Source organism: Acinetobacter sp. 2JN-4, from assembly GCF_003687745.1.
In the GTDB taxonomy this organism is placed as follows: domain Bacteria; phylum Pseudomonadota; class Gammaproteobacteria; order Pseudomonadales; family Moraxellaceae; genus Acinetobacter; species Acinetobacter halotolerans.
Window position 1 is genome coordinate 1 of the sequence record NZ_RDNY01000012.1, and the last position, 23194, is coordinate 23194.

At 40.4% G+C, this 23194-nt stretch carries 24 protein-coding genes and 1 tRNA gene; 7 read left to right on the forward strand and 18 right to left on the reverse strand.

Annotated features, from left to right (window positions below):
* Positions 1-895: 895 nt before the first annotated feature.
* The 11 genes from EAH57_RS14350 to EAH57_RS14400 form a co-directional block, all read right to left on the reverse strand.
* Positions 896-1543, reverse strand: a complete 648-nt coding sequence (locus tag EAH57_RS14350) for a hypothetical protein (RefSeq protein ID WP_121930644.1) — start codon at positions 1541-1543, stop codon at positions 896-898.
* Positions 1544-1605: 62 nt separating this feature from the next.
* Positions 1606-4143: a DUF927 domain-containing protein gene (locus tag EAH57_RS14355; RefSeq protein WP_121930645.1), complete on the reverse strand. Its 2538-nt coding sequence runs from the start codon at positions 4141-4143 to the stop codon at positions 1606-1608.
* Positions 4140-4475 carry a CHC2 zinc finger domain-containing protein gene (locus tag EAH57_RS14360; RefSeq protein WP_121930646.1) on the reverse strand — a complete coding sequence of 112 codons (336 nt, stop codon included), beginning with the start codon at positions 4473-4475 and terminating at the stop codon, positions 4140-4142. The genes EAH57_RS14355 and EAH57_RS14360 overlap by 4 nt, the downstream gene beginning before the upstream one ends.
* Positions 4476-4479: 4 nt before the next feature.
* A complete protein-coding gene (locus EAH57_RS14365; RefSeq protein WP_121930647.1) occupies positions 4480-5022 on the reverse strand; it encodes a hypothetical protein in 543 nt (180 codons plus the stop codon).
* Positions 5015-5353 carry a hypothetical protein gene (locus EAH57_RS16175; protein ID WP_228200051.1) on the reverse strand — a complete coding sequence of 113 codons (339 nt, stop codon included), beginning with the start codon at positions 5351-5353 and terminating at the stop codon, positions 5015-5017. Before EAH57_RS16175 ends, EAH57_RS14365 begins: the two co-directional genes overlap by 8 nt.
* Positions 5350-5997 carry a hypothetical protein gene (locus EAH57_RS14375; RefSeq protein WP_121930648.1) on the reverse strand — a complete coding sequence of 216 codons (648 nt, stop codon included), beginning with the start codon at positions 5995-5997 and terminating at the stop codon, positions 5350-5352. Before EAH57_RS14375 ends, EAH57_RS16175 begins: the two co-directional genes overlap by 4 nt.
* Positions 5994-6311, reverse strand: coding sequence for a helix-turn-helix transcriptional regulator (locus tag EAH57_RS14380; protein WP_121930649.1), 318 nt, complete (start codon positions 6309-6311; stop codon positions 5994-5996). The genes EAH57_RS14375 and EAH57_RS14380 overlap by 4 nt, the downstream gene beginning before the upstream one ends.
* Before the next feature lie 14 nt (positions 6312-6325).
* Complete coding sequence (locus EAH57_RS14385) at positions 6326-6562, reverse strand: transcriptional regulator (RefSeq protein ID WP_121930650.1); 237 nt, start codon at positions 6560-6562, stop codon at positions 6326-6328.
* Between the two features lie 117 nt (positions 6563-6679).
* Positions 6680-7555 carry a hypothetical protein gene (locus EAH57_RS14390; protein WP_147440127.1) on the reverse strand — a complete coding sequence of 292 codons (876 nt, stop codon included), beginning with the start codon at positions 7553-7555 and terminating at the stop codon, positions 6680-6682.
* A gap of 581 nt (positions 7556-8136) precedes the next feature.
* On the reverse strand, positions 8137-9507 hold the full coding sequence (locus tag EAH57_RS14395) for a tyrosine-type recombinase/integrase (protein ID WP_121930652.1): 1371 nt from the start codon (positions 9505-9507) through the stop codon (positions 8137-8139).
* 179 nt (positions 9508-9686) lie between these two features.
* A tRNA-Leu gene (locus EAH57_RS14400) sits at positions 9687-9773 on the reverse strand.
* Between the two features lie 180 nt (positions 9774-9953).
* On the opposite strand from EAH57_RS14400, the gene queA reads away from it, so the two are divergent.
* From queA to secF, 7 genes are all read left to right on the forward strand, one after another.
* A complete protein-coding gene (queA, locus tag EAH57_RS14405) occupies positions 9954-10988 on the forward strand; it encodes a tRNA preQ1(34) S-adenosylmethionine ribosyltransferase-isomerase QueA (protein WP_121930653.1) in 1035 nt (344 codons plus the stop codon).
* A gap of 170 nt (positions 10989-11158) precedes the next feature.
* Positions 11159-12187 carry a hypothetical protein gene (locus EAH57_RS14410; protein WP_121930654.1) on the forward strand — a complete coding sequence of 343 codons (1029 nt, stop codon included), beginning with the start codon at positions 11159-11161 and terminating at the stop codon, positions 12185-12187.
* Positions 12188-12276: 89 nt separating this feature from the next.
* Entirely contained in the window at positions 12277-12846 is a 570-nt protein-coding gene (locus EAH57_RS14415; protein WP_121930655.1) for a LemA family protein, read from the forward strand.
* Positions 12847-12974: 128 nt separating this feature from the next.
* Positions 12975-14102, forward strand: coding sequence for a tRNA guanosine(34) transglycosylase Tgt (gene tgt, locus EAH57_RS14420; RefSeq protein WP_121930656.1), 1128 nt, complete (start codon positions 12975-12977; stop codon positions 14100-14102).
* Positions 14103-14202: 100 nt separating this feature from the next.
* Positions 14203-14532, forward strand: coding sequence for a preprotein translocase subunit YajC (gene yajC, locus EAH57_RS14425; RefSeq protein WP_005195282.1), 330 nt, complete (start codon positions 14203-14205; stop codon positions 14530-14532).
* A gap of 51 nt (positions 14533-14583) precedes the next feature.
* Positions 14584-16485 carry a protein translocase subunit SecD gene (secD, locus tag EAH57_RS14430; protein WP_005195280.1) on the forward strand — a complete coding sequence of 634 codons (1902 nt, stop codon included), beginning with the start codon at positions 14584-14586 and terminating at the stop codon, positions 16483-16485.
* 10 nt (positions 16486-16495) lie between these two features.
* The gene (secF, locus tag EAH57_RS14435; RefSeq protein WP_121930657.1) at positions 16496-17464 is read left to right on the forward strand and encodes a protein translocase subunit SecF; all 969 of its coding nucleotides are present in this window, start codon (positions 16496-16498) and stop codon (positions 17462-17464) included.
* 108 nt (positions 17465-17572) lie between these two features.
* On the opposite strand, the gene EAH57_RS14440 is transcribed toward secF, so the two are convergent.
* The 7 genes from EAH57_RS14440 to EAH57_RS14470 form a co-directional block, all read right to left on the reverse strand.
* The gene (locus EAH57_RS14440; protein WP_121930658.1) at positions 17573-18226 is read right to left on the reverse strand and encodes a 4'-phosphopantetheinyl transferase family protein; all 654 of its coding nucleotides are present in this window, start codon (positions 18224-18226) and stop codon (positions 17573-17575) included.
* Between the two features lie 49 nt (positions 18227-18275).
* Positions 18276-18710 carry an excinuclease gene (locus EAH57_RS14445; RefSeq protein WP_121930659.1) on the reverse strand — a complete coding sequence of 145 codons (435 nt, stop codon included), beginning with the start codon at positions 18708-18710 and terminating at the stop codon, positions 18276-18278.
* A gap of 17 nt (positions 18711-18727) precedes the next feature.
* Entirely contained in the window at positions 18728-19951 is a 1224-nt protein-coding gene (locus EAH57_RS14450) for a beta-ketoacyl-ACP synthase (protein ID WP_121930660.1), read from the reverse strand.
* The gene (locus EAH57_RS14455) at positions 19951-20676 is read right to left on the reverse strand and encodes a 3-ketoacyl-ACP reductase FabG2 (protein ID WP_121930661.1); all 726 of its coding nucleotides are present in this window, start codon (positions 20674-20676) and stop codon (positions 19951-19953) included. The genes EAH57_RS14450 and EAH57_RS14455 overlap by 1 nt, the downstream gene beginning before the upstream one ends.
* Before the next feature lie 276 nt (positions 20677-20952).
* The gene (locus tag EAH57_RS14460) at positions 20953-21387 is read right to left on the reverse strand and encodes a 3-hydroxylacyl-ACP dehydratase (protein ID WP_121930662.1); all 435 of its coding nucleotides are present in this window, start codon (positions 21385-21387) and stop codon (positions 20953-20955) included.
* Positions 21384-22616: a beta-ketoacyl-[acyl-carrier-protein] synthase family protein gene (locus tag EAH57_RS14465; RefSeq protein WP_121930663.1), complete on the reverse strand. Its 1233-nt coding sequence runs from the start codon at positions 22614-22616 to the stop codon at positions 21384-21386. Before EAH57_RS14465 ends, EAH57_RS14460 begins: the two co-directional genes overlap by 4 nt.
* Positions 22613-23194, reverse strand: coding sequence for a DUF3261 domain-containing protein (locus EAH57_RS14470; protein WP_171407480.1), 582 nt, complete (start codon positions 23192-23194; stop codon positions 22613-22615). The genes EAH57_RS14465 and EAH57_RS14470 overlap by 4 nt, the downstream gene beginning before the upstream one ends.

Here is a 23194-nt window from a genome sequence, read left to right on the forward strand (position 1 = left end):
TGACCACCTGACCACCTGACCACCTGACCACCTGACCACCTGACCACCTGACCACCTGACCACCTGACCACCTGACCACCTGACCACCTGACCACCTGACCACCTGACCACCTGACCACCTGACCACAAGCATGGTCCTAGTTATTCACCTTACAAGGGGAAATGGGGTCAAAAGTCCAAAAGGTACACCCATTTAAAGACCGTCCCCCCATGAAATTTTCTCTTGGTCAAAAGTCGATGGGAGGGGTATCATTTTTATGATTAATATTGGTGCAAAAAACTTAGTAACTCTAAAAAATGGTAGATTTTGCCAATATATAAAATGACTAATTTTATTAATGTTACAGGTGTTACATAGGTTACAAGACTGTTTTATATATATTTTTTCTTATCCATATATAAATATCTATGAATATCAATAATATATAAACCAACTTTTATTTAAATAATATTATATATATCAATATCTTAGAGTAGACAAGTCCAATCTATCATAGTTATATTTACCCTGACACACATATCTACCATTTTTAAGTGGTTACAAGTGTTACATAGGTTACAAGATTGTTTTATATAAATTTATCTGTAACACATTGAGGCTTTGAATCTTGTTACATGGGTTACGATTTAGGGTATGGGGGGCATGAAAAATCTCTCAACTCGCCTTAGGCGGACACCGCCCTCCTTTCTCATTTGTAAAAAAAAGATCGATTTAGATAAAAGTAAATAAAAATATGGAGTGAGCTAGTAAATATGGATAAAAATTCAAGCCTTTTTAAGTCCGATCTACTCCAGTTAAAGACTACATTACAAAACAGTGCCAAAATTTCGGAATAAGTAACCTCGCCCTTGCCACCCTACGGCGCAAATTCACAATTAGATTGTTTTAGTTTACTTAGGCAAAAGTATTGTGATGCTGAAAAGCGGTCATGGCTGAATGGGTGAAGTTCGGGAATAGGTAAAACCTAAAACGACTATCGTAATTAAATATGTTCTGTTCAATTAAAGCATTTATAAATTGCTGGGCTTGATCTTGGTTCAGCATAAATTTTTGTATTAGGTCTTGCCGTACATGTTCAGGCTTCACAAGGGCATTTTCTACAGGATTACTGATTTTACGCAAGTTGCTACGGTGTCGCTCCAGTCGGTCAAAATAGGTCTGTATCACTTCTTGCTGTATCTCCGTATCCATTATTGAGGAATTGGATGCAGTCGAATTACTCAGTATTTCGATAATTTCCGTTTTGGACTGCTTTACTCGCTGTATATCCATGTCTGTGATACGTTCTGCATGATGTAAGCGAATAGTTTGATTGTCTATCAGCTCTATTTCTGCACCCTCTTGTTGAATATGCTCCAGTAGTTCATAGCATGATTGAAGCAGTAAACGACGTATTAACTGCGGTTTATATTTGCGTATAAAGTCAGCGCATTGCTGGGGCATACCATCAGAATGATGTAAGCGCAAAGTTTGATTATTGATTAGCTCAAGGCTTGCACCATAGTGCTGTAAAACTTGGCTGATTAACTGTGCAATATTCATGATTTAAGATCGCCAATAAAAAGGCTGAACGGCGTTTCAAGCTCATACAGCCTAAAATTGAGTTAAATATCTATGGTTGTGCCTGTGTTTACGTCATCCATATAGGGATTAGTGGCGTTCTCAATGTCATAGCTAAACATTGATGTGTTGAACACATATAACCAAACTGGATTTTTACTTTCAGGGGTGCGTTCCTGCTTGGTTGTTTTGCCATTAGCACAATCTAACCAGCCATGTTTTTTAAGCACTTTAGCTACTTTTTTAGGGTCAAAACCAGTGCAAAGCTCCTGTTTAAATTGCTCTTTAAAGAACAAGTAACGCAAGGTTTCACGTTGTTGGGCATTAACCACCTTATAGCCCACTCGATATATGGTTTTCTCCCTAAAGCTTTTCGTATCAGCACCTGAATCATCTACTTGATCTGAATTGCCATAGCTCGCACGCTTATTACCCTCAATCAAGGTATCAAAACGGCTATTTCCATTCGCCTCAAAAAACGCCCGAACTTGTTGAAGTATCTGCCGATCCTCAAAATCCCCGACCATTTCAAAGCTATTTAACCAGGTCTTAAATACGCTGGTGACTGCCTCTAAAGCCCTGCCCTTTTTCCAGCCTGTGATATTGGCTTGCGTTGCCAGCTCACCAGCCACGGCGACAACCGCAAAACGTGAAGCAACACGAGCAATATGACCTTGTGCATTGTCTGGAGTAAGCTTTGTTTGGTATTGCTGATACATTCTTAAAGCGGTTTCAGTCATCCGACCTTTATCATTGGTCAAATATTCAAGCCATGCTTTACCAGCCACACCATAAGCATTAATTGAATTTTCATACAGCATATTGGCTTGCTGTGAAGCATCAGGTGCAAAGTCCACAAGATCAAATACACCATGCTCACAAGCATCTAAACTAATTTCAGGCAATCGGATTTCTTGCCCTAGTTTAGCCGTTTGCCCGATCTCGTTTAAAATCTCTTTAAAAGTCTTTTCGCCACTGGATAAAAACAAAACACGCCATTGTTGTGGTGCTTTGGTTATCGCTGTTCTCGCCATACGTGCCTTACCTTGACCATTGGCAAGCATATACACGGTTTGTCCAATATCTTTAGCCGATGCTTCGCCAATTTCATCCAGCACTAAAAATCCATCATTGTGCATAAAGGCGGTTTGTTCTAAGGCGTTGCCTGTAGATCGCCAAGTACGGTAATACTCTTTAGGGTGTCCCCATACACTACAAGCAAGGTAAATAGCGGTACTTTTACCTTTGGATGATGTGCCATTGATATGAAAGCCACCACCTTGCTGATTTAATGGCTCAAGTAATTGCCCAGCAAATGCACACGCTACACTAAATACAAGTTTAGAATGGCTTTCCAGCAACAAGCTCACGCCATTTTTCCAAGTTTCTAATTCACCTTTGAATTGAAAGCGGTTATCTAACCCATCTGTACGCTGATAAACAATCACTTCATCATGCTTAGTGACTGGATTACTATAAGTTTCAGTTGGCAATACATAGCGATGACCATGCCAGCCAACACTATCCACACATAAGGCAAATTTATCGACTGGATAGCTCATTAAATAGATTTGAAAAAGCTCTCTGCCTCTGCGGTCAGGCGTAATAATCACGCCTTGATTGGATAACGCTTTGCGTGATTCTGTACCATCACCTTGAAATAGCTCATTTGGAACAGCCCAAGTATGGTGAATGAAAGCATCGTCTTGCCACTGTAATAAACGCCCCCAGTTGTTACTGGTGTTATCTCTAGTTTTGGCTGTCACTAAAATTGGACTGGAAATAAACCGTTCCCGATATTCACCATTTTTTAGCTTTTCAATGAAAAATACGCCTTTATCATGTACCTCAAAACTACCGTTATCCCATTCCATAGGTTCAGCAAGCATACCATCAGGTAAATTACTGCTTGGTGATGGTGGCTGATAAGTTGCGGTGTTAAGGGTTGTTATATCGCTTGCCGTGGTATGTAGCCCTTGTTGCTTGCGTAACTCTGCCCAATCCATTACATCGCCTTTCTCGGGCAATTTCAGCTCATCCAAAACGACATATCGAATCACACAACCCAATAAATCAAGTTGCTGGGCAATTTCATTAAAAAACTTGGTGCCAGCCTTGTCATTGTCTGCCCAAATCACAATTGAATGCTTCGCAAGTGGTTTTAGGTCGGTTTTATCTGTGTTGCCACTGCCACCGCATGTGGTTGCGGTTAAGCCCAATGAGTTGATAAAGTCTGCTTTTTGTTCACCCTCAACAATATAAATCGACTGTTTTTCAGTAATATTTAATACCTGTTCAAGGGCATATAACGGCTTTTTACCTTGTCCTATTGGGTACAACTCATTGAAATTAGGATCACCAAATTTAAAACCACGTTCGCCACTGGAGAATACACGTATCCATTTATCACCAGTATGGTGATTTTTGGCTCTCACTTTCCAATACACTGGCATGCCGTGACCATTGGTATAGCTGAATAGGTACTCAAACTGATAACCATTTTTGACTTCACGCTCAGCTAGCTTTTGGGCATGGATAAAAGCTTGTTCTTGAACTTCCTGATAATCTAAAAATTCAGTCATTCATGATTCTCCCATGCACCCAAATCTTTACACGCTTCGATAAAAGACTTGCCTGTAAGCAATTGGTGAAATGCTATCAAATCACCGCCTTTGGCTTCGCAAGCCATACATTTAAAACAACCTTTACGGCTGTTTATGCGTAAGCTTGGGGTACTGTCATCATGGAAAGGACAAATCATTTCTCGCCATTCGCCACGACCTTTTACGGCGTAGCCACTAGCAGTTAGATATTCAATAGGATCAGGAAGTAGTGCCCGATTTAAGCCAAATTTCTTTGGCTTGTCAGAATTATTATTTCGATATTTCCCTAGCGTAGGGTGCGCTTTCTTCATAAGACTACACCTCTACTTTAAAAATCGTAGGGTATAGCTCTCCTAAGACATCGCATTCGGCAAAAATATCGGATTGTAGTTGAATCGTCATGCGCTGGATTGCACTGATCATAAGCTGAATAGTGCTTAAACTGATCCCAGTAATTTTAAAAGCAACTGGATTGATCTGTAATGCCTTATCACAAGCGATCTTGGCAAGATTTATTAAATGCTGTACATCAGCATCAAGTTTTTGAAAATCGTTGTAAATAGCTTGAATTAAAGCTGTTGGATCGTCTGTTTCTTCAATATCACTAATTGCATCTGCTAGCTCATCCAGTTGGACATTCCATAAGCTTATAATTCGAAGTGAACCATACAAAGCTGAATGCACAGTTTGAATATCTTTTTTAAATCGTGGGTTGCTTTCGTTGCCGATGAAGTGAATCACGGCGTTATGCAGTGCCTGAATTTCCTTTAAACAAAAGAAATAATCTTTAACTGGTTTATCCAATTCTGTAAGGACTTGAAATACTTTGTTTTGAGTAGTAACGGTTTGATTAGGCATGATTATGCGCTCCTAGTGTATTAATAGAAGCCTTGCCGTTCACGTCCAAATGAGGGTGGCAAAGCTGAAAAGGGTTGGACGATAGGCTCACTAGGTTACCTACACACGTAAACGTGTCCCTCTCCAGCTTCGCCATAAAGATATGCGAATGCATAGAGATAGTACGCACAAAAAAAGCCCTTACGGACTGTGCGTCTAGTGAGAATTTATAGCCGTCCAAAGCTAACCCAACTGCTTTCTGTTGGGCATATTTAAAATATCGGTATTTTTTAGGTTTTGCAAGGATTGAGCATACTAATACGTCTGATCTATACGTTTTTAGGAAGTTCATACTGGTAAACCTCCTGCACTCGTATTGGTTTTTACTGCATCATTTAGGCGTTTAACTGTCCTCAAATGAAAGGCAACGCTATCTTGCCCCTGAATATGGTATTTTCTCGCATCAGCCCGTAGCGTATGGGTAATCAAATTCAATAAATACCCATCAATACCTATACAAGGACTGTCATAACGTGGCGTTTTAAGGGTCGTATAGCCCAAATGAATATAATCGTTATAGTCCTGTGCAAACTCAGCATAATTAGAAAGGGTTTCTATAACATCCAAAGGTAAAACGATTGCTTTTTTCCACGTATAACGCCCATCATTATTTCGCCAATCTATTAATATTTCTGCATCATAAATAGGAATACACTCAGCTATCTGAATTGCTATCATTTTCCCATCAACAAACAAAAAACCATCTTGAATATAATTTAATTCAGGATTGAATAAGGCATATTCTTGGTGTGCAAAGGCTGAATGAGATTCATTGGGTAAAACCTCATACGTTACCAATAGACAAAATGGTGATTTATTTCCTTTATTGGCAGTATATGAAATAGCTTTCGCCAAATAATTATAGGCTTGTGCCTTAAACTTATTCCCAATATTGATTTGACTGAATTTGATTTCTTTTGGAGCTTCATTTTTCATGATTTAGCCTCCATTTCTTTAGATTTCATCCACCCAGCTATATCTGTTGCACGCCATACAGTAATAGTTGAGCTAAGTTTTATTGGCTGTGGAAATTCACCCTTTCGCACCCATTCCCATAGAGTTTTTTCAGATACGCCTATCAAGCCTTTGCTTGCCCTACGTTCACCAATCACTCGGGCTCTGCCCTTGTTTATGCCCGATTTATATTGATGGATACGTGCTGGACGTTCAGGAATATTGGCAAGGTCACTCATACGATAAAAGCGCTCTGTACCTGATAGCTCTTCACTTATGTGTTGTTGTTCTAGCATGACTATTTCCCCACCTAAACAGACTGCACATCATTGGCTTGCTTTTGGCTTTTATGCCATTGCACCAATTCTGCATAGTCGAAATAAACAGGGGCTTGGCGTGTCTGCCCAGCTTTGTAAGGTTTTGGAAATGTTGGGTCTTTTGCTATAAGTTTGCGCAAACCCTCTGCGGTCAGGTCTAGCATCTGACAAGTGGTTTTTTGAGATACTCGTAGCGGTTGTGCGTGAGTAGGTAAAGCATGAATTTGCATGTATAAGCCCTCATATCGGTTATGAGGCTATTTTGATTTTTGATAACATGAACAAATACTATACCGCTAAAAAAATAAGTGGTCATATTTTATATATTTGATTTTATTATAATTTAATCAATTAATTTCTTTCAATATTTTATTTTTTTCACGCCTTAATTGAATCCCTAATGGAGCATATGGACTATTTTCCATCATCTTATCTATTCGTCTTTGCTTTCGTTTTTTATCCGCTTGCTCTTTTTGTTTATTAGGTAATTCCTCAAGCTCCCTAATCCACCCAATCACTAAAGGCGGATTTTGTACACTATCGGTATATTTCTCATCTAACAAATTCTTTGTTTCAGCACTCGATCCCTTTAAACGCATACCTGTCAATGTATTAAAAAAAGATTGTTCAAACTCTTTTAACGTTGTATTTATTTCTTTTTCATATTGTTCGAGGTTATTTTTAAATTTCACCCAATCTAGCACTGTACGCTTGAATTTATTCCACTCCACTTCTGCCCTTTGTCTAGTAAGCGCATATCTATTTTTATTCGCTATTTTCGCACCTTTTGACTGACCCGTTTTATTTCTGGATTTATGCTTCGGTTCTCCTGTAGGAGATAAAACCTTTAAAATTGCAAGCTGATTTTTAGCATAAGATAAATTACTCAATTGAGTATCAAAATCCATATTGACGGAGTTATTAAAAAAATTTTCAGCGGTCTCCATACCAAAATAGGCTGCTAAATAATAATCAGGATTTGCCTTATCAGTTTCGCGCCCCTTTAAACTTCTTTTAAGCCCATGCTTTTCAAGAAATTTTAGAACATCTGGATCAATGTTATTAAAATTTTTAGGGTGATAATGATGATAAAGAATATAAGTTATATCATCTTGTACATCATCCATTTCACTATGAATTTTTCTAAAAATTCGCTCTTGGTAATCATAAAATTGATGACGTGCTTCTTCAGGGTCTAACTCATAAGGATTAATTTCTATCATACCCCCCCCAATTGCAGCGCATCCTAAAACCATATAATGCCTTATATTGGCATATATCATCGACAAAAACTTAAATCATCTATTTTGCCAACCCAAGGTACAAGTGCCTGCTATAAAAACTGTCATTCTTGTCAATTTATTAGATATTTATCCAAGTTTTCAGACTTCCCAGTATTCATATGGTTGGCAAGTTCATACTTTGTAACTCATTTGCCCGATTCAAAATTCAGAAAAAAACAGGTTACAAAAGTGGTTACAGCCAAAATTTAAACTTAATGTTTATAAAACAGCATCTTATTAAGTCTAATGCATTCATTTTATGCCGTAAAACTCTATTCAAAAGTAGGTTACAGCAACAAAATAAAGGTTTTAGAATTTAAAATAATTCAATAAAAACAAATCTGTAACCTACAAAATAAAAAGTGTTACAGCTTTTTTAAATTAATTCTTTATAAAACAATAATGTAACCTTGTAACACCTGTAACACTCAAAAAACACTATATCCATAAAACATAAAAATTAGAGTTTGGACAAATTCCACAATTTAAATGCTGTTTTTGCGTATGCTATTTTCGCCTAATTAAGCAATGAATGAATTTGTCATTTCAGCCAATTTAAGCTTAATCAACTTCGCATATTTAATATTAATTACACCCTGCTTTGCCTGCTCCATTAATGAAAGGCTAAATTCCATCGGGCTAATAAATTTCTCTTGGTTGGCTTCTAGGTAATCACTCCACCAACAAAGCATCATTCTACGTTCTTCCATAAATTCCGCATGGTGCATATAAGCCAATCTTACGCCATTACGTTCTTGGTGGCTCATTTGCTTCTCTACTGCATCCTCAGTGAATAAAGTACTTTCAATCAATGCACCACAAGCCATCCCCCTAAAGCCATGAATACATACATCATCCTGTGTGCTGTATCCCATACGCCGAATCATGTCATTGACTGTGTTTTCACTCAGAAAACCACCCATATCGACACTGTTAGGAAATACATTTAATGAAATACCACTATAAACCTGTGTTTCTTTAATAAGTTTCAATGCTTGTGGGGATAAAGGGATAAGATGCTTTTCTTTCATCTTTGCGCCCCTGTGAGAATCCTTATATCCAGCAATCAACTCTCTTGTTGGCGGTATGGTCCATAACTTTTTATCTAAATCAATTTCATTCCAACGTGCAAAGCGTAGCTCACTGGATCGGGCAAAGGTATGTAAGGCAAATTCTAAGCAAAGCTTTGTAATGGGATTGCCTCCGTCATTCCTTAAACGACTGAAAAACTCAGGTAATCGTACCAAGGGCAATTTAGGATAGTGCTTTGTCTTTCTAGTAATGGTGATTGCATCACTCAATGCCACGGCTGGGCTAAGGTCAATATAGCCCTGAGTAATGGCATAGGCGAAAATACCTGAAAATCTTTGACGAGTTTTACTGACAATTTCTAAGTAGCCCTTTTCTTCAATTTTACTTAGGACACTATATAAATCTCGGGTCTTGATCGTGTCTATTGGTTTGCTACCAATGACAGGGAAAACATACATTTCAAAGTTGCTTAAGGCTTTTCTTGCCGTGGCTTGATTCCACTTACCAGTAGCGACATAAGCCTCATGCCAATCTCGTGCAATACGCTCAAAACTAAACTCATCACTGTTTTTAGCTTCTTCAATTTTAATTTGATTAATAGGGTCAATATTATTGGCTAACTGATTTAAATAAATGGCTCTACGTTCCCGAGCTTCTTTTAAAGTAAGGGCTGGGTAGTTGCCTAATGTCATTAATCCATCTTTACCATTAGGACGTTTGTATTTAAATCTCCAAACCTTTGAACCATTTTTTCGAACAAATAAAATCAAGCCCTGTCCATCATATAGGTTGTAGTCTTTTTCTTTTGGTTTTGCCCCATCACATTGGGTAGAGGAAAGTGGCTTAATCTGTTTTGCCATAAGGGTTTCACTCAAAATAAGGATACGGAAGTTGACCGCAGTGAATATATCCTTAAATGTATCCTTATTATTCCACGTTGTATAGTGGTATATGATGGCATATAGAGGTATTGGTTTTTGATTAAATGCTTGGATTTAAAGGAGAATCACCGATATGTTGGTGTATGTTTTTATTATAGTGGTCCCGAGGGTCGGACTCGAACCGACACGTCATCTCTGACAGCGGATTTTGAGTCCGCCGCGTCTACCAATTTCACCACCTCGGGAAGAGTGCGATGCTTTGTGTTGCGTATCATAACCTGTTTGATTTTATTGTCAAACCCCATCCATCACTTATTGCTCACTTTTAAATCATTCAGATATTTTTTTAGCTATAAACATCAAGCTCAGCGAAAAAACACAAAAAAGACTATACTACGCCCAATTTTTTGCAATGTTTTAGATGTATGCAACTCTCCGACTTTTCTTTTGATCTTCCAGATGAACTTATCGCTCGCTACCCATTAGAAAGCCGTAGCGCATCACGCTTATTGCATATCGATGCACAAGGTCAATATCACGACCATGCTTTTACCGATATTTTAGATTTATTGGAAGACGGTGATTTACTGGTTCTGAATGACACTAAAGTCATGAAAGCACGATTAAAAGGAAAACGTGCCACTGGCGGTGCTATCGAAGTTTTGGTTGAACGTATGTTGGATACGCATACAGCACATTGCCATATCAAATCGAGCAACTCACCTAAAGCAGGCGCAGAACTGTATATTGGTGAAGATGCAGTTCCTGTGACGGTACAAGGTCGCCACGAAAATCTATTTGTGGTGAAATTTTCACAGCCAATTTTGTCGGTGTTGGATCAATACGGTCAGTTACCGATTCCGCCTTATTTCAATCGTGAAGCTGAAGAGATTGATACTGAACGTTATCAAACGGTTTTTCATGATCCTGAAAAAATCGCCAGTGTAGCTGCTCCGACTGCAAGCTTACATTTCGACCAAGATTTGTTAGCAAAATTGGCAGCAAAAGGCATTCAAAAAACTTTTGTCACTTTGCATGTTGGTGCGGGAACCTTCATGCCAGTTCGCACCACTGACATTAGTAACCATATTATGCACAGTGAATGGTGCGATGTACCGCAAGCGACGATTGATTTAATTTTAGCAACCAAAGCACGAGGCAATAAAGTGATTGCCGTTGGCACAACTGCGACACGTGCCTTAGAAAGTGCAGCGCAAGCAAATGGTGGTAAAATTGCAGCGTGGACAGGTGACACTCAAATCTTTATCTACCCAGGTTATCAGTTCTGCATGGTGGATCGTTTGATTACTAATTTCCATTTACCTGAGTCCACGCTATTGATGCTTGTTTCCGCCCTATCAAATCGGAATAATATTTTGGCGGCATATCAGCATGCCGTTGAACAACGCTATCGCTTCTTTAGCTATGGCGATGCGATGTTGATTGATCAACTCGCATAAATATCACTCATAGGCTAAATCATGGTTTAGCCTATTTTTTACAACGATCGCTGGATAAAAATTATTTAGAATAAAAAGATTATTATATCGGTGTCAGATACTTCTTAGTTTCTGAAATTTAAAGCATAATCTATACCTCATCAATCTAATATAATGAATTGATCATCGCCATGCCGATCGACACTGTACAACAAGCGCTTCACATAAGACGTAAAAAAAATGCTCAAGTTTTTCGCAATATTGCTCGGCTTTGGGATATTGGAAATAAATCAACAACCGATCAAGAACTCTTAGATAAATTACATCCTTGGGGTGAAACGCATAGCTTGCATTTCTTTAACATACTGCCCCTACTCCTTGCGATTATCAGTGCATGTTGTTTGGTCTTCGGCTATTTTATTCATCCACACATTCAATTTATTTGGAGCTTTTTAGGCGCATTTCTTTCTGGATTTTTAGCCTATTTGCTTTATGAACCGAAACAGCCCTTGATACAAGTAACAGAATATCTAGAACAACGCTTGATGACCCTACGTTATCATTTAAACTTCCAACAACTCCCTGCTTATCTCCCAATTCAGGCGCAGCCAACACTGGTGATCAGTCGACTGAAACAATTTTTTCCATTGTTTCATCGGGGTACTGAATCTAATGACATTACGCAATACGCCTCCACAACATGGCATGATGGTGTCACTGAACATCAGGTGCTGATCTTCCAATATCATTATGTCAGCGAACTGCCGATTCTCAGAAATGGTGATAAGAATCAACAGATCAGTAAAGAAATACATAAAGACTTATGGGGCGCATTTATTTTTCAAATGCCTGCTTTAGGGATTGCAGTCAGTAACCAACGCTCTCGTTTTTTTGAACCTTATGCTCATGCGTGGGAAAGTAGTGATATTTCAGTCAATCGTAATCTTAAAATTTTTGGGCGAAGCCAACATGAACTCGCTAAAAGCATTAGCCCAAGCATGACCTTAAAATTACATGATTTTTTCCAACATTTTAAAGGCGATTTAATCTATCATCATCAAGAGCAAATTCTTTGTTATGTTGGTGAACAAAACCTATTACAAACAATGAGTAAGCGCGATCAAATCAATGATATTCCAGCACTACGTGGGCATCTTCGTACCATGACCATGCCTCAATATCAAAGATTTCAAGAATTGATGCTCAATTTAATTAAATAACTCATCCTAGCCCTGATCCACCACTAAAACGGCATAAGGGATGAGGAATGATAAAAGTTATACTCGGTAAATAATAAAGGGGAATGGCAATGACAGGTTTACTCATTTTCTTGGGGATTTTTGTTGTACTCATCGTTTGGGGGATTCATATCCGCAACACGATCGTGCGGTATTTCAATGCCACCAAACGTGCTTGGGCAGAAGTTGCCAATTTTGAGCGCCAAAAAGTCAAAACACTGGAAGCGCTCGAAGATACGCTAAGTAAGTATACGGTCTTTGAGAAATCGACCTTAGAGCAAGTGACTGCTTTACGTCAGCAGATTATGAATCTCAATATCAATGATACCGATATTGCCAAGTTACAGCACATCGAAAAATTAAATAGCGATTTGATGCGTAGTTTAAATGTTGTGGTTGAAAATTATCCAGAGCTGAAAGCAGATACGCTATACAGTAAGATGATGGATGATATTCAAGAACTGAATGAAAATGTCGGTGCAGCGATTACCATATTTAACCGCAATGTCGAATTGTTTAATAATCACATTCAAGTTTTTCCAAACAATTTGGTCAATACCATCACTTTATCAAAGAAAGCGATTCGTCCTTTCCGTGATCCCGTGATTGATCGTAATTTTGACTATAAACCGAATTTTTAACGCCAGCTACATTTAGTAGTAGAACTGCGCGCCATAATCAAGGAAAATAGCCGTTTTTGATCAGCGAACTGTTTTTTCGCCTCCTAGTACTCCCTTAAAGGGTACTTCGATCTTGCTCGGGTTATGACATGAAATTTGAAAAATTAGGCCAGTCGGGACGCGCCCGTCGTGGTCGACTCACTCTAGAACATGGTGTGGTAGAAACCCCAGTGTTTATGCCTGTCGGTACTTATGGTACGGTTAAAGGCATGTTGCCTCGTGATCTTGAAGAAATTCAAGCACAAATTATCCTAGGCAATACTTTCCATTTATATTTGCGTCCTGGCTTAGAAGTGATTAAAGAGCATGGCGGTCTACATGAGTTTATCAAATGGGATAAACCTATTTTGACTGACTCAGGCGGCTTCCAAGTATTTAGCTTGGGTGCAATGCGTAAAATTAAAGAAGAAGGTGTGACTTTCCGTTCTCCAATTGACGGATCAAAAGTTTTCTTATCCCCTGAAATTTCGATGGAAATTCAACAAGTCCTCAATTCAGATATCGTCATGATCTTTGATGAGTGCACGCCGTACCCTGCAACCCATGAAGAAGCACAAAAATCTTTGCAGCTTTCTTTACGTTGGGCCAAGCGTTGTAAAACCCACCATCATGATGCACTCAAGAATAAAAATGCCCTATTCGGCATTATTCAAGGTGGGATGTACGAAGATCTACGTGATGAATCACTCACTGGCTTGTTAGACATTGGTTTTGATGGCTATGCGATTGGTGGTTTATCTGTCGGCGAGCCAAAAGATGAAATGATCAAGGTGCTTGATTATTTACCTAATAAAATGCCAGAGGACAAACCACGTTACCTCATGGGTGTCGGTAAGCCTGAAGACATCGTGGAAGCGGTTCGTCGCGGTGTTGATATGTTTGACTGTGTGATGCCGACACGTAATGCACGTAATGGGCATTATTTTGTCACCGATGGTTTGGTCAGAATTCGTAATAGTCGATATCGTCATGATCAAGGTCCTTTAGACCCACATTGTGATTGTTACACTTGTAAAAACTTTAGTCGTGCCTATTTATATCATTTAGAGAAGTGTGGAGAAATGTTGGCATCGATGCTCGGCACAATTCATAACCTCCGTTACTACCAACGCCTGACGCAAGGAATGCGTGATGCGCTGGAAAACGATACATTTGATGCCTATGTACAGGACTTTTATGCACGTCGTGGATTAGAAGTTCCACCTTGTCCAAATTAATTCATCTGGATTTGCACGCAAAGCCAAGACAAGGTACATTGCAAAACGAATTGGAACTTATTGTCAATTTTTTGACCTTTTTAAACTTTAGGAAATCAAAATGAGCTTTTTCATTTCTACTGCCCACGCTGCTGAGGCTGCTCAACAAGGACCAAGCTTAATGGCTAACATATTGATGATCGCTGTATTTGTTGCGATCTTTTATTTCTTAATCTGGCGTCCTCAAGCAAAACGTGCCAAAGAGCATCGTAGTTTGGTTGATAGTCTTGGTGTGGGTAGTGAAATCGTATTTGCTGGCGGATTAATGGGCAAAATCATTCGCTTAGATGGTGACTTTGCAACTGTTGAACTGAGCCGTGGTGTAGAAGTTAAAATTCAACGTGCAAGTGTTATTTCAGTGTTACCTGAAGGCACACTCAATAACCTTTAATCATAAAATAGTCGTGCCTCAGCACGACTTTTTCATTTAAGAAGAAAGCGAATGCGTTACCCTGCATGGAAATATTTACTGATCATCGTAGTATTTGTGATCAGTACGTTATATGCACTTCCTAGTCTGTATCCTGATGAACCTGCTGTCCAAATTTCGGGCGCAAAAGCAGGTACTCAGATTGATCAGAGTGTCGTGCAAAAAGCTGAGCAGATTTTAAAAACTGCCAATATTAGCAGTCACGATAATAGTTTCTCTAATAATGCAGCTTTATTACGTTTAGACTCATCAGAAGAACAGCTGAAGGCGAAAGCGATTCTGAGCCGTGATTTAGGCGAAGACTACGTGATTGCACTCAATCTTGCGCCAACAACACCAGAATGGTTGCAAAAGATTGGGGCTAAACCGATGAAACTCGGCTTAGACTTACGTGGTGGTGTACATTTCTTGCTCGAAGTCGACATGGATAAAGCGATTAGTCAGCGTATGGAAACATCTGCGACTGATTTGCGTCGTCAATTTCGTGACAATAAAATTAAATTCAATAATCTCGCTTTAAGTAACAACACTATTACCGTCCAGTTTGCAGAGAATGCAGACCGAGAAGCTGCGGCTGATTTCTTACGTCGTAACGGTAACGAGTTTACGCAGCAGCCAGTTGCTACCGCAACAGGTGCAACCTTAAGACTGAGCTACACTGATGCACGTCGTCAAGAAATTCAATCTTATGCAGTGAACCAAAACTTAACCACCTTACGTAACCGTATTAATGAATTGGGTGTTGCTGAGGCATTGGTACAAACCCAAGGCAGCAATCGTATCGTAGTGGAGTTACCAGGGATACAAGATACTGCTGAAGCAAAGCGTGTTTTAGGTCGTACTGCGAACTTAGAATTCCGCTTAGTTGCCGATAGCAATGATCAATATATTGATCCTTATACGCGTCAATATAATGGGCAACCTGTTCCTCCTGGAACAGAAGTGTTTGCTTTTGAATCAATGGATAGTGGTCGTCAATTATTGCTCAATCGTAGCCGTATTTTGACTGGCGAACGCGTTCAAAATGCAAGTTCGGGCTTTAGCCAAGATTCTGGCGGCGCAGAGGTAAATATTACCTTGGATAGCGCTGGCGGCAAACTCATGGCTGACGGCACACGTAATGCTGTTGGTAAACGTATGGCGGTTTTGTTTATCGAAAATAAACAACGAATCAGTTATGTCACCGATCCTGAGACGGGTGCACAAACTGAGGTACGCACGCCATATACCGAATCTGTGGTCATCAATGCGGCAACGGTTCAAGCTGTTCTAGGTTCACAATTCCGTATTACGGGCTTAGATTCACCACAAGAAGCGGCTGAACTTGCACTCATGCTTCGTGCAGGTGCTTTGGCTGCACCAATGTATTTCGTTGAAGAGCGTGTGGTTGGACCTAGTCTTGGTAAAGAGAATATTGAGAAAGGGGTTCAGTCGACCATTATCGGCTTTATCTTAGTCGCAATTTGGATGGTGGTTTTCTTCCGTCTATTTGGTTTCATCGCAAACTTTGCACTTGTGTTTAACTTGGCGATGATTTTGACCGTAATGTCATGGTTAGGTGCATCCCTTACCCTTCCAGGGATTGCAGGTATCGTCATTACCATTGGTATGGCGGTAGATGCTAACGTTCTGATTTGTGAGCGTATACGAGAGGAAATTCGTTGGGGCGCTTCACCAAAACAAGCCATTGTGGCGGGCTATGATCGTGCCTATAACACAATTCTTGACTCCAACTTAACCACTTTCCTTGTTGCATTTATCTTATTCGCTATTGGTACGGGTCCGATCAAAGGCTTCGCTGTCACGTTGATGATCGGTATTATTTGTTCGATGTTTACTGCGATTACAGTCACACGTGCAATTGTGCAACTCATTTATGGCAAACGCCGTAATTTGACCAAGTTGAGTATTTAAGGAGATTGATATGTCAGATCTGACTCAACGTGACTCAAAGCAATACGGTCGTCCAGATGATTTAAAAATCATCCCATTTATGAAGATTGCCAAACCTGCGGCAATCATCTCAATCTTACTGACGGTTGCCAGTCTTTTCTTTATTGCAACCAAAGGTCTAAATCTCGGTTTGGACTTTACGGGTGGTGTATCTGCTGAATTGAACTATGAACAAGCGGTTCAACCGTCGCAGATCACCCAAGCACTAAGTCAAGCTGGATTTAAAGATGCAGTTGTTCAGACCCTAGGTAGTAACACAGACCTCATCGTTCGTATGCCTGTACAGGATGATCTAGAAGTTGAAGACCTTAGCAATAGCATTACCAAAGCAGTTCAGCTACCGAATAATACCGTTAACGTTCATAAAGTAGATGCGGTTGGTGGTGCTGTTGGTAATGAACTCTATGTTCGTTCTGCTGGTGCGGTTGCACTTGCACTGATCCTGATGTTGATCTACGTCACCATTCGTTTCGAGTTTAAACTTGCGATGGGTGCTGTCATGTCGTTATTCCACGATATTGTCATCATTCTAGGTGCATTTGCATTGTTCCAATGGCCATTTGACTTAACCGTTTTGGCAGCATTGTTAGCGATTATCGGTTTCTCACTCAACGACAACATCGTGGTATCGGATCGTATTCGTGAAAACTTCCGTAAGATCCGCGACACCAGTTCGCAAGAGATCATTGATATTGCCTTAACCGAAACCTTACGTCGTACTCTCCACACTTCTGCAACGTTATTGCTGGTTGTGGTTGCAATGTTCTTCTTGGGTGGTGATGGTTTACATTGGTTCTCGGCGGCGATGATTGTCGGAGTGTTTGTCGGTACTTATTCATCTATTTATATCGGTACTGCATACGCATTATGGCGTGGTCTAGATCGTCAAGATTTTATCGTACAAGTGAAGCCTGAATTTGAAGAAGACGAGATTCCTTAAATCTCACCACTCTTCTTGATTCAAAGAAAATGCCAGTGTAATCACTGGCATTTTTTTGGGTATGCGATTTGAATATCTATGAAAAAGCCAACTAAAAGTTGCAAAAAATTAATGCTGAATCATTTGGATCTGTGGAAACTGAAAACCTCGACAAGACTGCTCTGCTCGCCATGCAACTGTCACCACGACACGATTTAAGATGAAATTCTGATAGGCGAAAGTGCCAATCAGTGGATGCGTACACATTCCGCCATGATTTGATGGATGAACTTGCGTATTTAAGCTATTTAAATCTAATCGAATACCGAGGCCAGAAGCTTTTAAAATCGCTTCTTTGGTGGTCCAAACTTTAAACCAATATTCCTGATCTTGGTCTTGCTGTTGCCAAGTTTGATATTCTTCAGGATGAAATGCATGTTGCGCCAAAGCATCAAAACGTACTTTTCGATCCAACTCTTCGACATCGACCCCAATATCTTTTACTCGCTCGCTCATGGCCAAAGCATAGTATTGTTGACTATGCGAATGGTTAAAATGCAGCGGATGTGAGTTTAAAAAAGGTTTGCCCTGTTCATGTTTGGAAAAGCTTAAATCTGAAATGTCACAGGCTAACTTTTTTGCGAGTAGATGGTTGCGATAAGCTTGAATCTGACCTTTCTTATAATGGTTAAATGAACGCAAATCAGCAAAGTCAGCTTTATCCTGTTTTAGAAGCTGAGCCAATGCCTGAACATGTATTTCGATTTTACGTGTAGTCGTCATTGGCTTTACTCATAAAACCCCTCAGTGAAAAGAGAGGTTGGCAGGATTTTTAGAACTTAACAATATCACCTTTCAAAGCAACACCTGCAACTGCCATACCCTTATGACATTCGTAAGTCGTCGAACTTTGAGCTTCATTCTTTTTAAAATAACTGACGATGTTGGTCACAGCATTTGCACCACGTGCTTTTGCTGCTTTATCCAATTGTAATAGTGCAGAACGAAGCACCCAATCACATGATTTCTCAGCAGACTTGCCAAAACCATTGGTCTTTTGATTGGTCACGATATCTTGCTCTAATACATTACCCCCTGATTTGTTGCCTTTAAGATAGAACTTTACCGAACCATCTAAAGTACCATCAGCCACTGCACGATCAACTGCCGCTTTAAAATCAAATTGATGCACGGTATCTGCAGCCTGAACGGATGCAGTAAAAGCGGTTGTTAAAACAGTTGCTAAGAATAATTGTTTGATTGACATTATTTTGATGCCCCTTGTTATGTTATACGTTTAAAAATCAGTGAGGTATTAATGCCACCAAAGGCAAAGTTATTACTCATCATGATACTGATATCAGTCGCTCTCACTTGTTGAGTAATATAATCTAAATCACCACAAAGTGGGTCAACCATATCCAAATTTAAAGTTGGAATAAGCTCTCCACGCTTCATCATTTCGATGCCTAGCCATGCTTCAATCGCACCACAAGCACCTAAAGTATGCCCAAAATAACTTTTTAACGAACTAATCGGCTTGCGACCCAAAACGCGTGCTGAGGCCTGACTTTCGGCAATATCACCTTGATCGGTAGACGTACCATGCGCATTGACATAGTCGATTTGACTGGCATCAAGCTGGGCATCTTTGAGCGCCATCTGCATACATTGCCCCATCCTTTCACTATCAGGCTTGGTTACATGCTGTCCATCGGTATTACTGGCATAGCCAACAATTTCAGCATAAATGGTTGCGCCACGCTGTTTCGCATGTTCATATTCTTCCAGAATTAAACAGCCAGCCCCCTCACCAATCACTAAACCATCGCGCTTAGCATCAAAAGGACGTGGTGATTTTTCGGGTTGATCATTCATGCCACTGGTTGCCAGTAATACATCAAAAACCGCTGCGCCTGCTGCACTCAGTTCTTCTGCACCGCCGGCAATCATGACGGTTTGTTTGCCATATTTGATCGCTTCATACGCCTGTCCAATTGCCATTGAACCCGAAGTACATGCACTTGAAGTGGGTAAGGTTAAGCCTTTCAATCCAAAATATACCGTCATATTGACCGCACTGGTATGTGACATCATACGAATATAAGTCGTCGCATTGATCTTACTCATATCCTGATCGATCAGCATATTGCCAAACTCACGAACCGCATCGACACTACCTGCTGAAGAACCGAAGGCCACGCCTGCATCACCACTTTTCAGGATCTCGTGATCGATCAGCCCCGCATCTTGCAATGCATTTTCCGCACTAATCACCGACATTAATGCCACGCGCCCCATACCCCGCGTCACTTTACGATTAAAGTGCTTAGCCATTTGAAATGTCTTTACAGGTCCTGCCAGTTTGGTTCTTAGATCTGGATATTGTTCCCACTCAGGCATATAACAAATACCACTTTTGCCCGCATGAAACTGGGCAAAAATTTCATCTGCTGTTTCGCCCAATGAGGTAATGCCAGCCATTCCCGTTACAACCACACGCTTCATTAGATTAAGCCTCCATTGACTGAAATCACCTGACGAGTGATATATGATGCTTCATCCGAACATAAGAATTTCACCACACTGGCGACTTCATCCACTTGTCCCATGCGTTGCATCGGAATCATTTTTAAAGCATGATCTTTGACTTCATCTGTGACCATTTCTGTTTCAATGAGACCTGGGGCGACACTGTTGACGGTAATTTTACGCTTAGCCAACTCTAATGCCAGTGCTTTGCTTGCCCCAATTAAACCAGCTTTAGCAGCACTATAGTTAACTTGTCCACGATTTCCCATCATGCCCGAAACTGAAGACAATGTGACGATACGTCCGCCTTGACGTAAATGAATCATCGGCATAATCAAAGGTTTGAGTACATTGTAAAAACCATCCAATGACGTTGAAATGACTTCATCCCAATCCTGATCAGTTAAGGCAGGAAATGCACCGTCATGAGTGAGTCCAGCATTCAGCACCACCCCATAAAATGCGCCATGTTGTTCAACATCTTGTTCAAGTAATTTTTTGACGGTTTCGCGTGCATTGACATCAAAAAGTAAATAATGGCTTTTTTGCCCTAAGTTCTGAATTTGTTCAACCACTTGAGCCGCTTCTGTCTCGCGTGAACGTGCGTGAATCGTCACATCAAAGCCTGCTTGCGCCAATTGCAACGCAATCGCTTTACCAATTCCTCGACTTGAGCCTGTGACTAATATTCTTCTTTGCATATTATTTCCTAAATATAAAATAAAAATCTCGATAAATCTGTTATCTGAACACCCCAAAAGATGGATACTCGGAAACGTCATTCACAACCTGCGTGGTATCAATAAGGTTATGTTTCTGCGAGATTACTTAATAGATGCAAGAAGTGAATAGGTTTTGTGAATGACAATGGTTTTGCCTACTTTTGTCGAAACAAAAGTAGGTCGAACCGAAGGTTAATTCCATAATAGGATGAGTCCTCGGTACGACTCCGCCAAAAAGTACCATACAAACCTCTATTACACTTTTAGCATCATCGTTGAATCCGTTGGTTCATACACACTTAACATGGCACTAATCACATGTTCAGCATAATGAATTTCGCAGGAAAACTGCCCCAACCCCTCATGTAGATATTGCTGTTCCACCCGAATTTTAAGAGTTTGACCCAGTTCAAAATACGGAACCGGTAACTGTAATTTCCGAGTCCCCAACAAAAAACCAACTTTGGGAGACTGTTGTAATTGTTGCCCCATCCAGCCTGAATAAGCACTCACTGTTTGTGCCATAATTTCAATGCTTACCCAAGTCGGTAAGCCCTCAGCTTCGCAGAACATCAGTTCAGGTGTAATGGTTAGTTCAGCAATGGCATAACCTTCATTTGCCTCAATCAGATGATCAATAAATACCATCGGTTGTTCATGCGGAATATAGTGAATCGCATCAAGTTTCATTTAACGCATTCCTCATCTTGTGCCACACCAAATAACAAACTGATATTACTGCCACCAAAGGCAAATGAATTGCTCATGACATATTCAATGCTTTGCGTCAGTTGAGCCTCTCGTACATAGTTTTGATCTGCTAAATCAGCATCAATTTCAGTCTGTTGATGAACAGGCAACCAACGTTGATCTTTTAATAGCTGAACACAAATAAAAGCTTCAATCGCACCTGCTGCCCCCAAACAATGTCCCGTTTTGTGCTTGCTACTGCTTAATGCAACTGAATGGTTTTGAAATACATGGCGGATGGCTTTGATTTCCATCGCGTCATTTTGCGGCGTGGCTGTACCATGCAAATTGACATAGCCCACCTGCTGCGCTGTGATTGCAGCAACGTCTAAAGCACGTTGCATCGCGGTCGCGGCACCAATACCCTCAGGATGCGGTGCAGAAATATGCCAAGCATCCATCGACTCTCCGGCACCATACAACATGATCGGCGCAGCCGCTTTGGTCAGTAAAAATAACGCGGCGGCTTCACCAATATTGATGCCATCACGTTTCGAACCACAAGGTTGGCAAAGACCATCCGATAAACTTTCAAGGCTATTAAAACCATTTAAAGTCAGTTGACATAAGGTATCCACACCACCCACCAGAACCGCATCCGCCAAACCCGATTGAATCAAACGTTGCCCTGCGGCAAAGGCTTTGGCACTGGATGAACATGCGGTTGAAATGGTGTAAGCCGCGCCTTGCCAACCTAAATACTGTTTTAAGGCTTTGGCAATACAGCCCATTTCCTGTGGCTGATGTGGTATGTCAACCGACTGGTCGCCTGCGAAATACTGTTTCAATCGTACTTCGCTGTCAGATATGCCAGAAGTTGATGTTCCAACCACGATACTTAATCGCTTTGGATCAATCTGTGCCACATAGTCCTGAATCTCAGTCTCGATTTTTGCCAAAGCCGTCAGCGTAAAACGTAAATTTCTAGAATCAAATGCTTGCAATGACTCAGGTACACATTCAATCAGTGGATAAGAATAACGTCCAACCCATACAGCGCGATCGCCCAAGAATCCATCTTCCAAGCTCAACGTATGATTTGATGCAACCAAATTTTTACGAATGTGTTCGATATCTTGCCCTAAAGCAGAAAGCCCAACACTGAATGGAATGCCAACAGCTTGAAATTTAGGCTGCTCACATGGCATTTGTAATCGTGACTCACTCATGGCTGCACCGCTTGCTCAGGCTGATCTGCATTTAAGGTATTTTCAATTGGGCTTAAAGTCATACGATAAGGCACTTGTAGATTATCCAGTTCAATCAGCTTTTCCTGTTGCTGAATCTGTAATATGGATTTTCCACCAATGAACACACGCTGATGATTCGTTGAATGTTCAATACTGACCGCCTGTTGACCCAATTGGGAAAAATTGGGATAAGTGGCAAATAAAATATCTCGCACCACAAACTCAAAAGGCAATAACCGCATTTGTTGAATACGTTGCTGCACTTTGACCTGTTGCCCATCAAATTGTAATGCAAATAAAGGCTGCCCTGTCAGACCTAAGCCAACCAAACTTAACTGCTGCCCTTGTTGCTGTTGGTAGAGTAAGAAACTAAAACTTTTATCTTTCCACTGCACTTCAACTTGATCTTGGCGTTGATAGTGTTGTGCTGTCCAGTGACTGCTTTGCAGACCTTGAGCCTGTGGTTTGAGCTGACATCCCACCAATAACAATGCGCTACAGCACAATAGAATGAGCCAAATCCGTTGTCCCATTCGCTGCATACCGATTCGCTGCAT

Excerpts from the sequence above, each read along its gene's own strand:
- EAH57_RS14385 (WP_121930650.1), bottom strand. The coding sequence starts at position 6,562 with ATGCAAATTCATGCTTTACCTACTCACGCACAACCGCTACGAGTATCT.
- queA (WP_121930653.1), top strand. The coding sequence starts at position 9,954 with ATGCAACTCTCCGACTTTTCTTTTGATCTTCCAGATGAACTTATCGCT.
- secF (WP_121930657.1), top strand. The coding sequence starts at position 16,496 with ATGTCAGATCTGACTCAACGTGACTCAAAGCAATACGGTCGTCCAGAT.
- tgt (WP_121930656.1), top strand. The coding sequence starts at position 12,975 with ATGAAATTTGAAAAATTAGGCCAGTCGGGACGCGCCCGTCGTGGTCGA.
- EAH57_RS16175 (WP_228200051.1), bottom strand. The coding sequence starts at position 5,353 with ATGAACTTCCTAAAAACGTATAGATCAGACGTATTAGTATGCTCAATC.
- EAH57_RS14445 (WP_121930659.1), bottom strand. The coding sequence starts at position 18,710 with ATGTCAATCAAACAATTATTCTTAGCAACTGTTTTAACAACCGCTTTT.
- yajC (WP_005195282.1), top strand. The coding sequence starts at position 14,203 with ATGAGCTTTTTCATTTCTACTGCCCACGCTGCTGAGGCTGCTCAACAA.
- EAH57_RS14455 (WP_121930661.1), bottom strand. The coding sequence starts at position 20,676 with ATGCAAAGAAGAATATTAGTCACAGGCTCAAGTCGAGGAATTGGTAAA.
- EAH57_RS14355 (WP_121930645.1), bottom strand. The coding sequence starts at position 4,143 with ATGACTGAATTTTTAGATTATCAGGAAGTTCAAGAACAAGCTTTTATC.
- EAH57_RS14380 (WP_121930649.1), bottom strand. The coding sequence starts at position 6,311 with ATGCTAGAACAACAACACATAAGTGAAGAGCTATCAGGTACAGAGCGC.
- EAH57_RS14360 (WP_121930646.1), bottom strand. The coding sequence starts at position 4,475 with ATGAAGAAAGCGCACCCTACGCTAGGGAAATATCGAAATAATAATTCT.
- EAH57_RS14350 (WP_121930644.1), bottom strand. The coding sequence starts at position 1,543 with ATGAATATTGCACAGTTAATCAGCCAAGTTTTACAGCACTATGGTGCA.
- EAH57_RS14470 (WP_171407480.1), bottom strand. The coding sequence starts at position 23,194 with ATGCAGCGAATCGGTATGCAGCGAATGGGACAACGGATTTGGCTCATT.
- EAH57_RS14460 (WP_121930662.1), bottom strand. The coding sequence starts at position 21,387 with ATGAAACTTGATGCGATTCACTATATTCCGCATGAACAACCGATGGTA.
- EAH57_RS14395 (WP_121930652.1), bottom strand. The coding sequence starts at position 9,507 with ATGGCAAAACAGATTAAGCCACTTTCCTCTACCCAATGTGATGGGGCA.
- EAH57_RS14410 (WP_121930654.1), top strand. The coding sequence starts at position 11,159 with ATGCCGATCGACACTGTACAACAAGCGCTTCACATAAGACGTAAAAAA.
- EAH57_RS14415 (WP_121930655.1), top strand. The coding sequence starts at position 12,277 with ATGACAGGTTTACTCATTTTCTTGGGGATTTTTGTTGTACTCATCGTT.
- EAH57_RS14390 (WP_147440127.1), bottom strand. The coding sequence starts at position 7,555 with ATGATAGAAATTAATCCTTATGAGTTAGACCCTGAAGAAGCACGTCAT.
- EAH57_RS14365 (WP_121930647.1), bottom strand. The coding sequence starts at position 5,022 with ATGCCTAATCAAACCGTTACTACTCAAAACAAAGTATTTCAAGTCCTT.
- EAH57_RS14465 (WP_121930663.1), bottom strand. The coding sequence starts at position 22,616 with ATGAGTGAGTCACGATTACAAATGCCATGTGAGCAGCCTAAATTTCAA.
- EAH57_RS14375 (WP_121930648.1), bottom strand. The coding sequence starts at position 5,997 with ATGAAAAATGAAGCTCCAAAAGAAATCAAATTCAGTCAAATCAATATT.
- EAH57_RS14440 (WP_121930658.1), bottom strand. The coding sequence starts at position 18,226 with ATGACGACTACACGTAAAATCGAAATACATGTTCAGGCATTGGCTCAG.
- EAH57_RS14450 (WP_121930660.1), bottom strand. The coding sequence starts at position 19,951 with ATGAAGCGTGTGGTTGTAACGGGAATGGCTGGCATTACCTCATTGGGC.
- secD (WP_005195280.1), top strand. The coding sequence starts at position 14,584 with ATGCGTTACCCTGCATGGAAATATTTACTGATCATCGTAGTATTTGTG.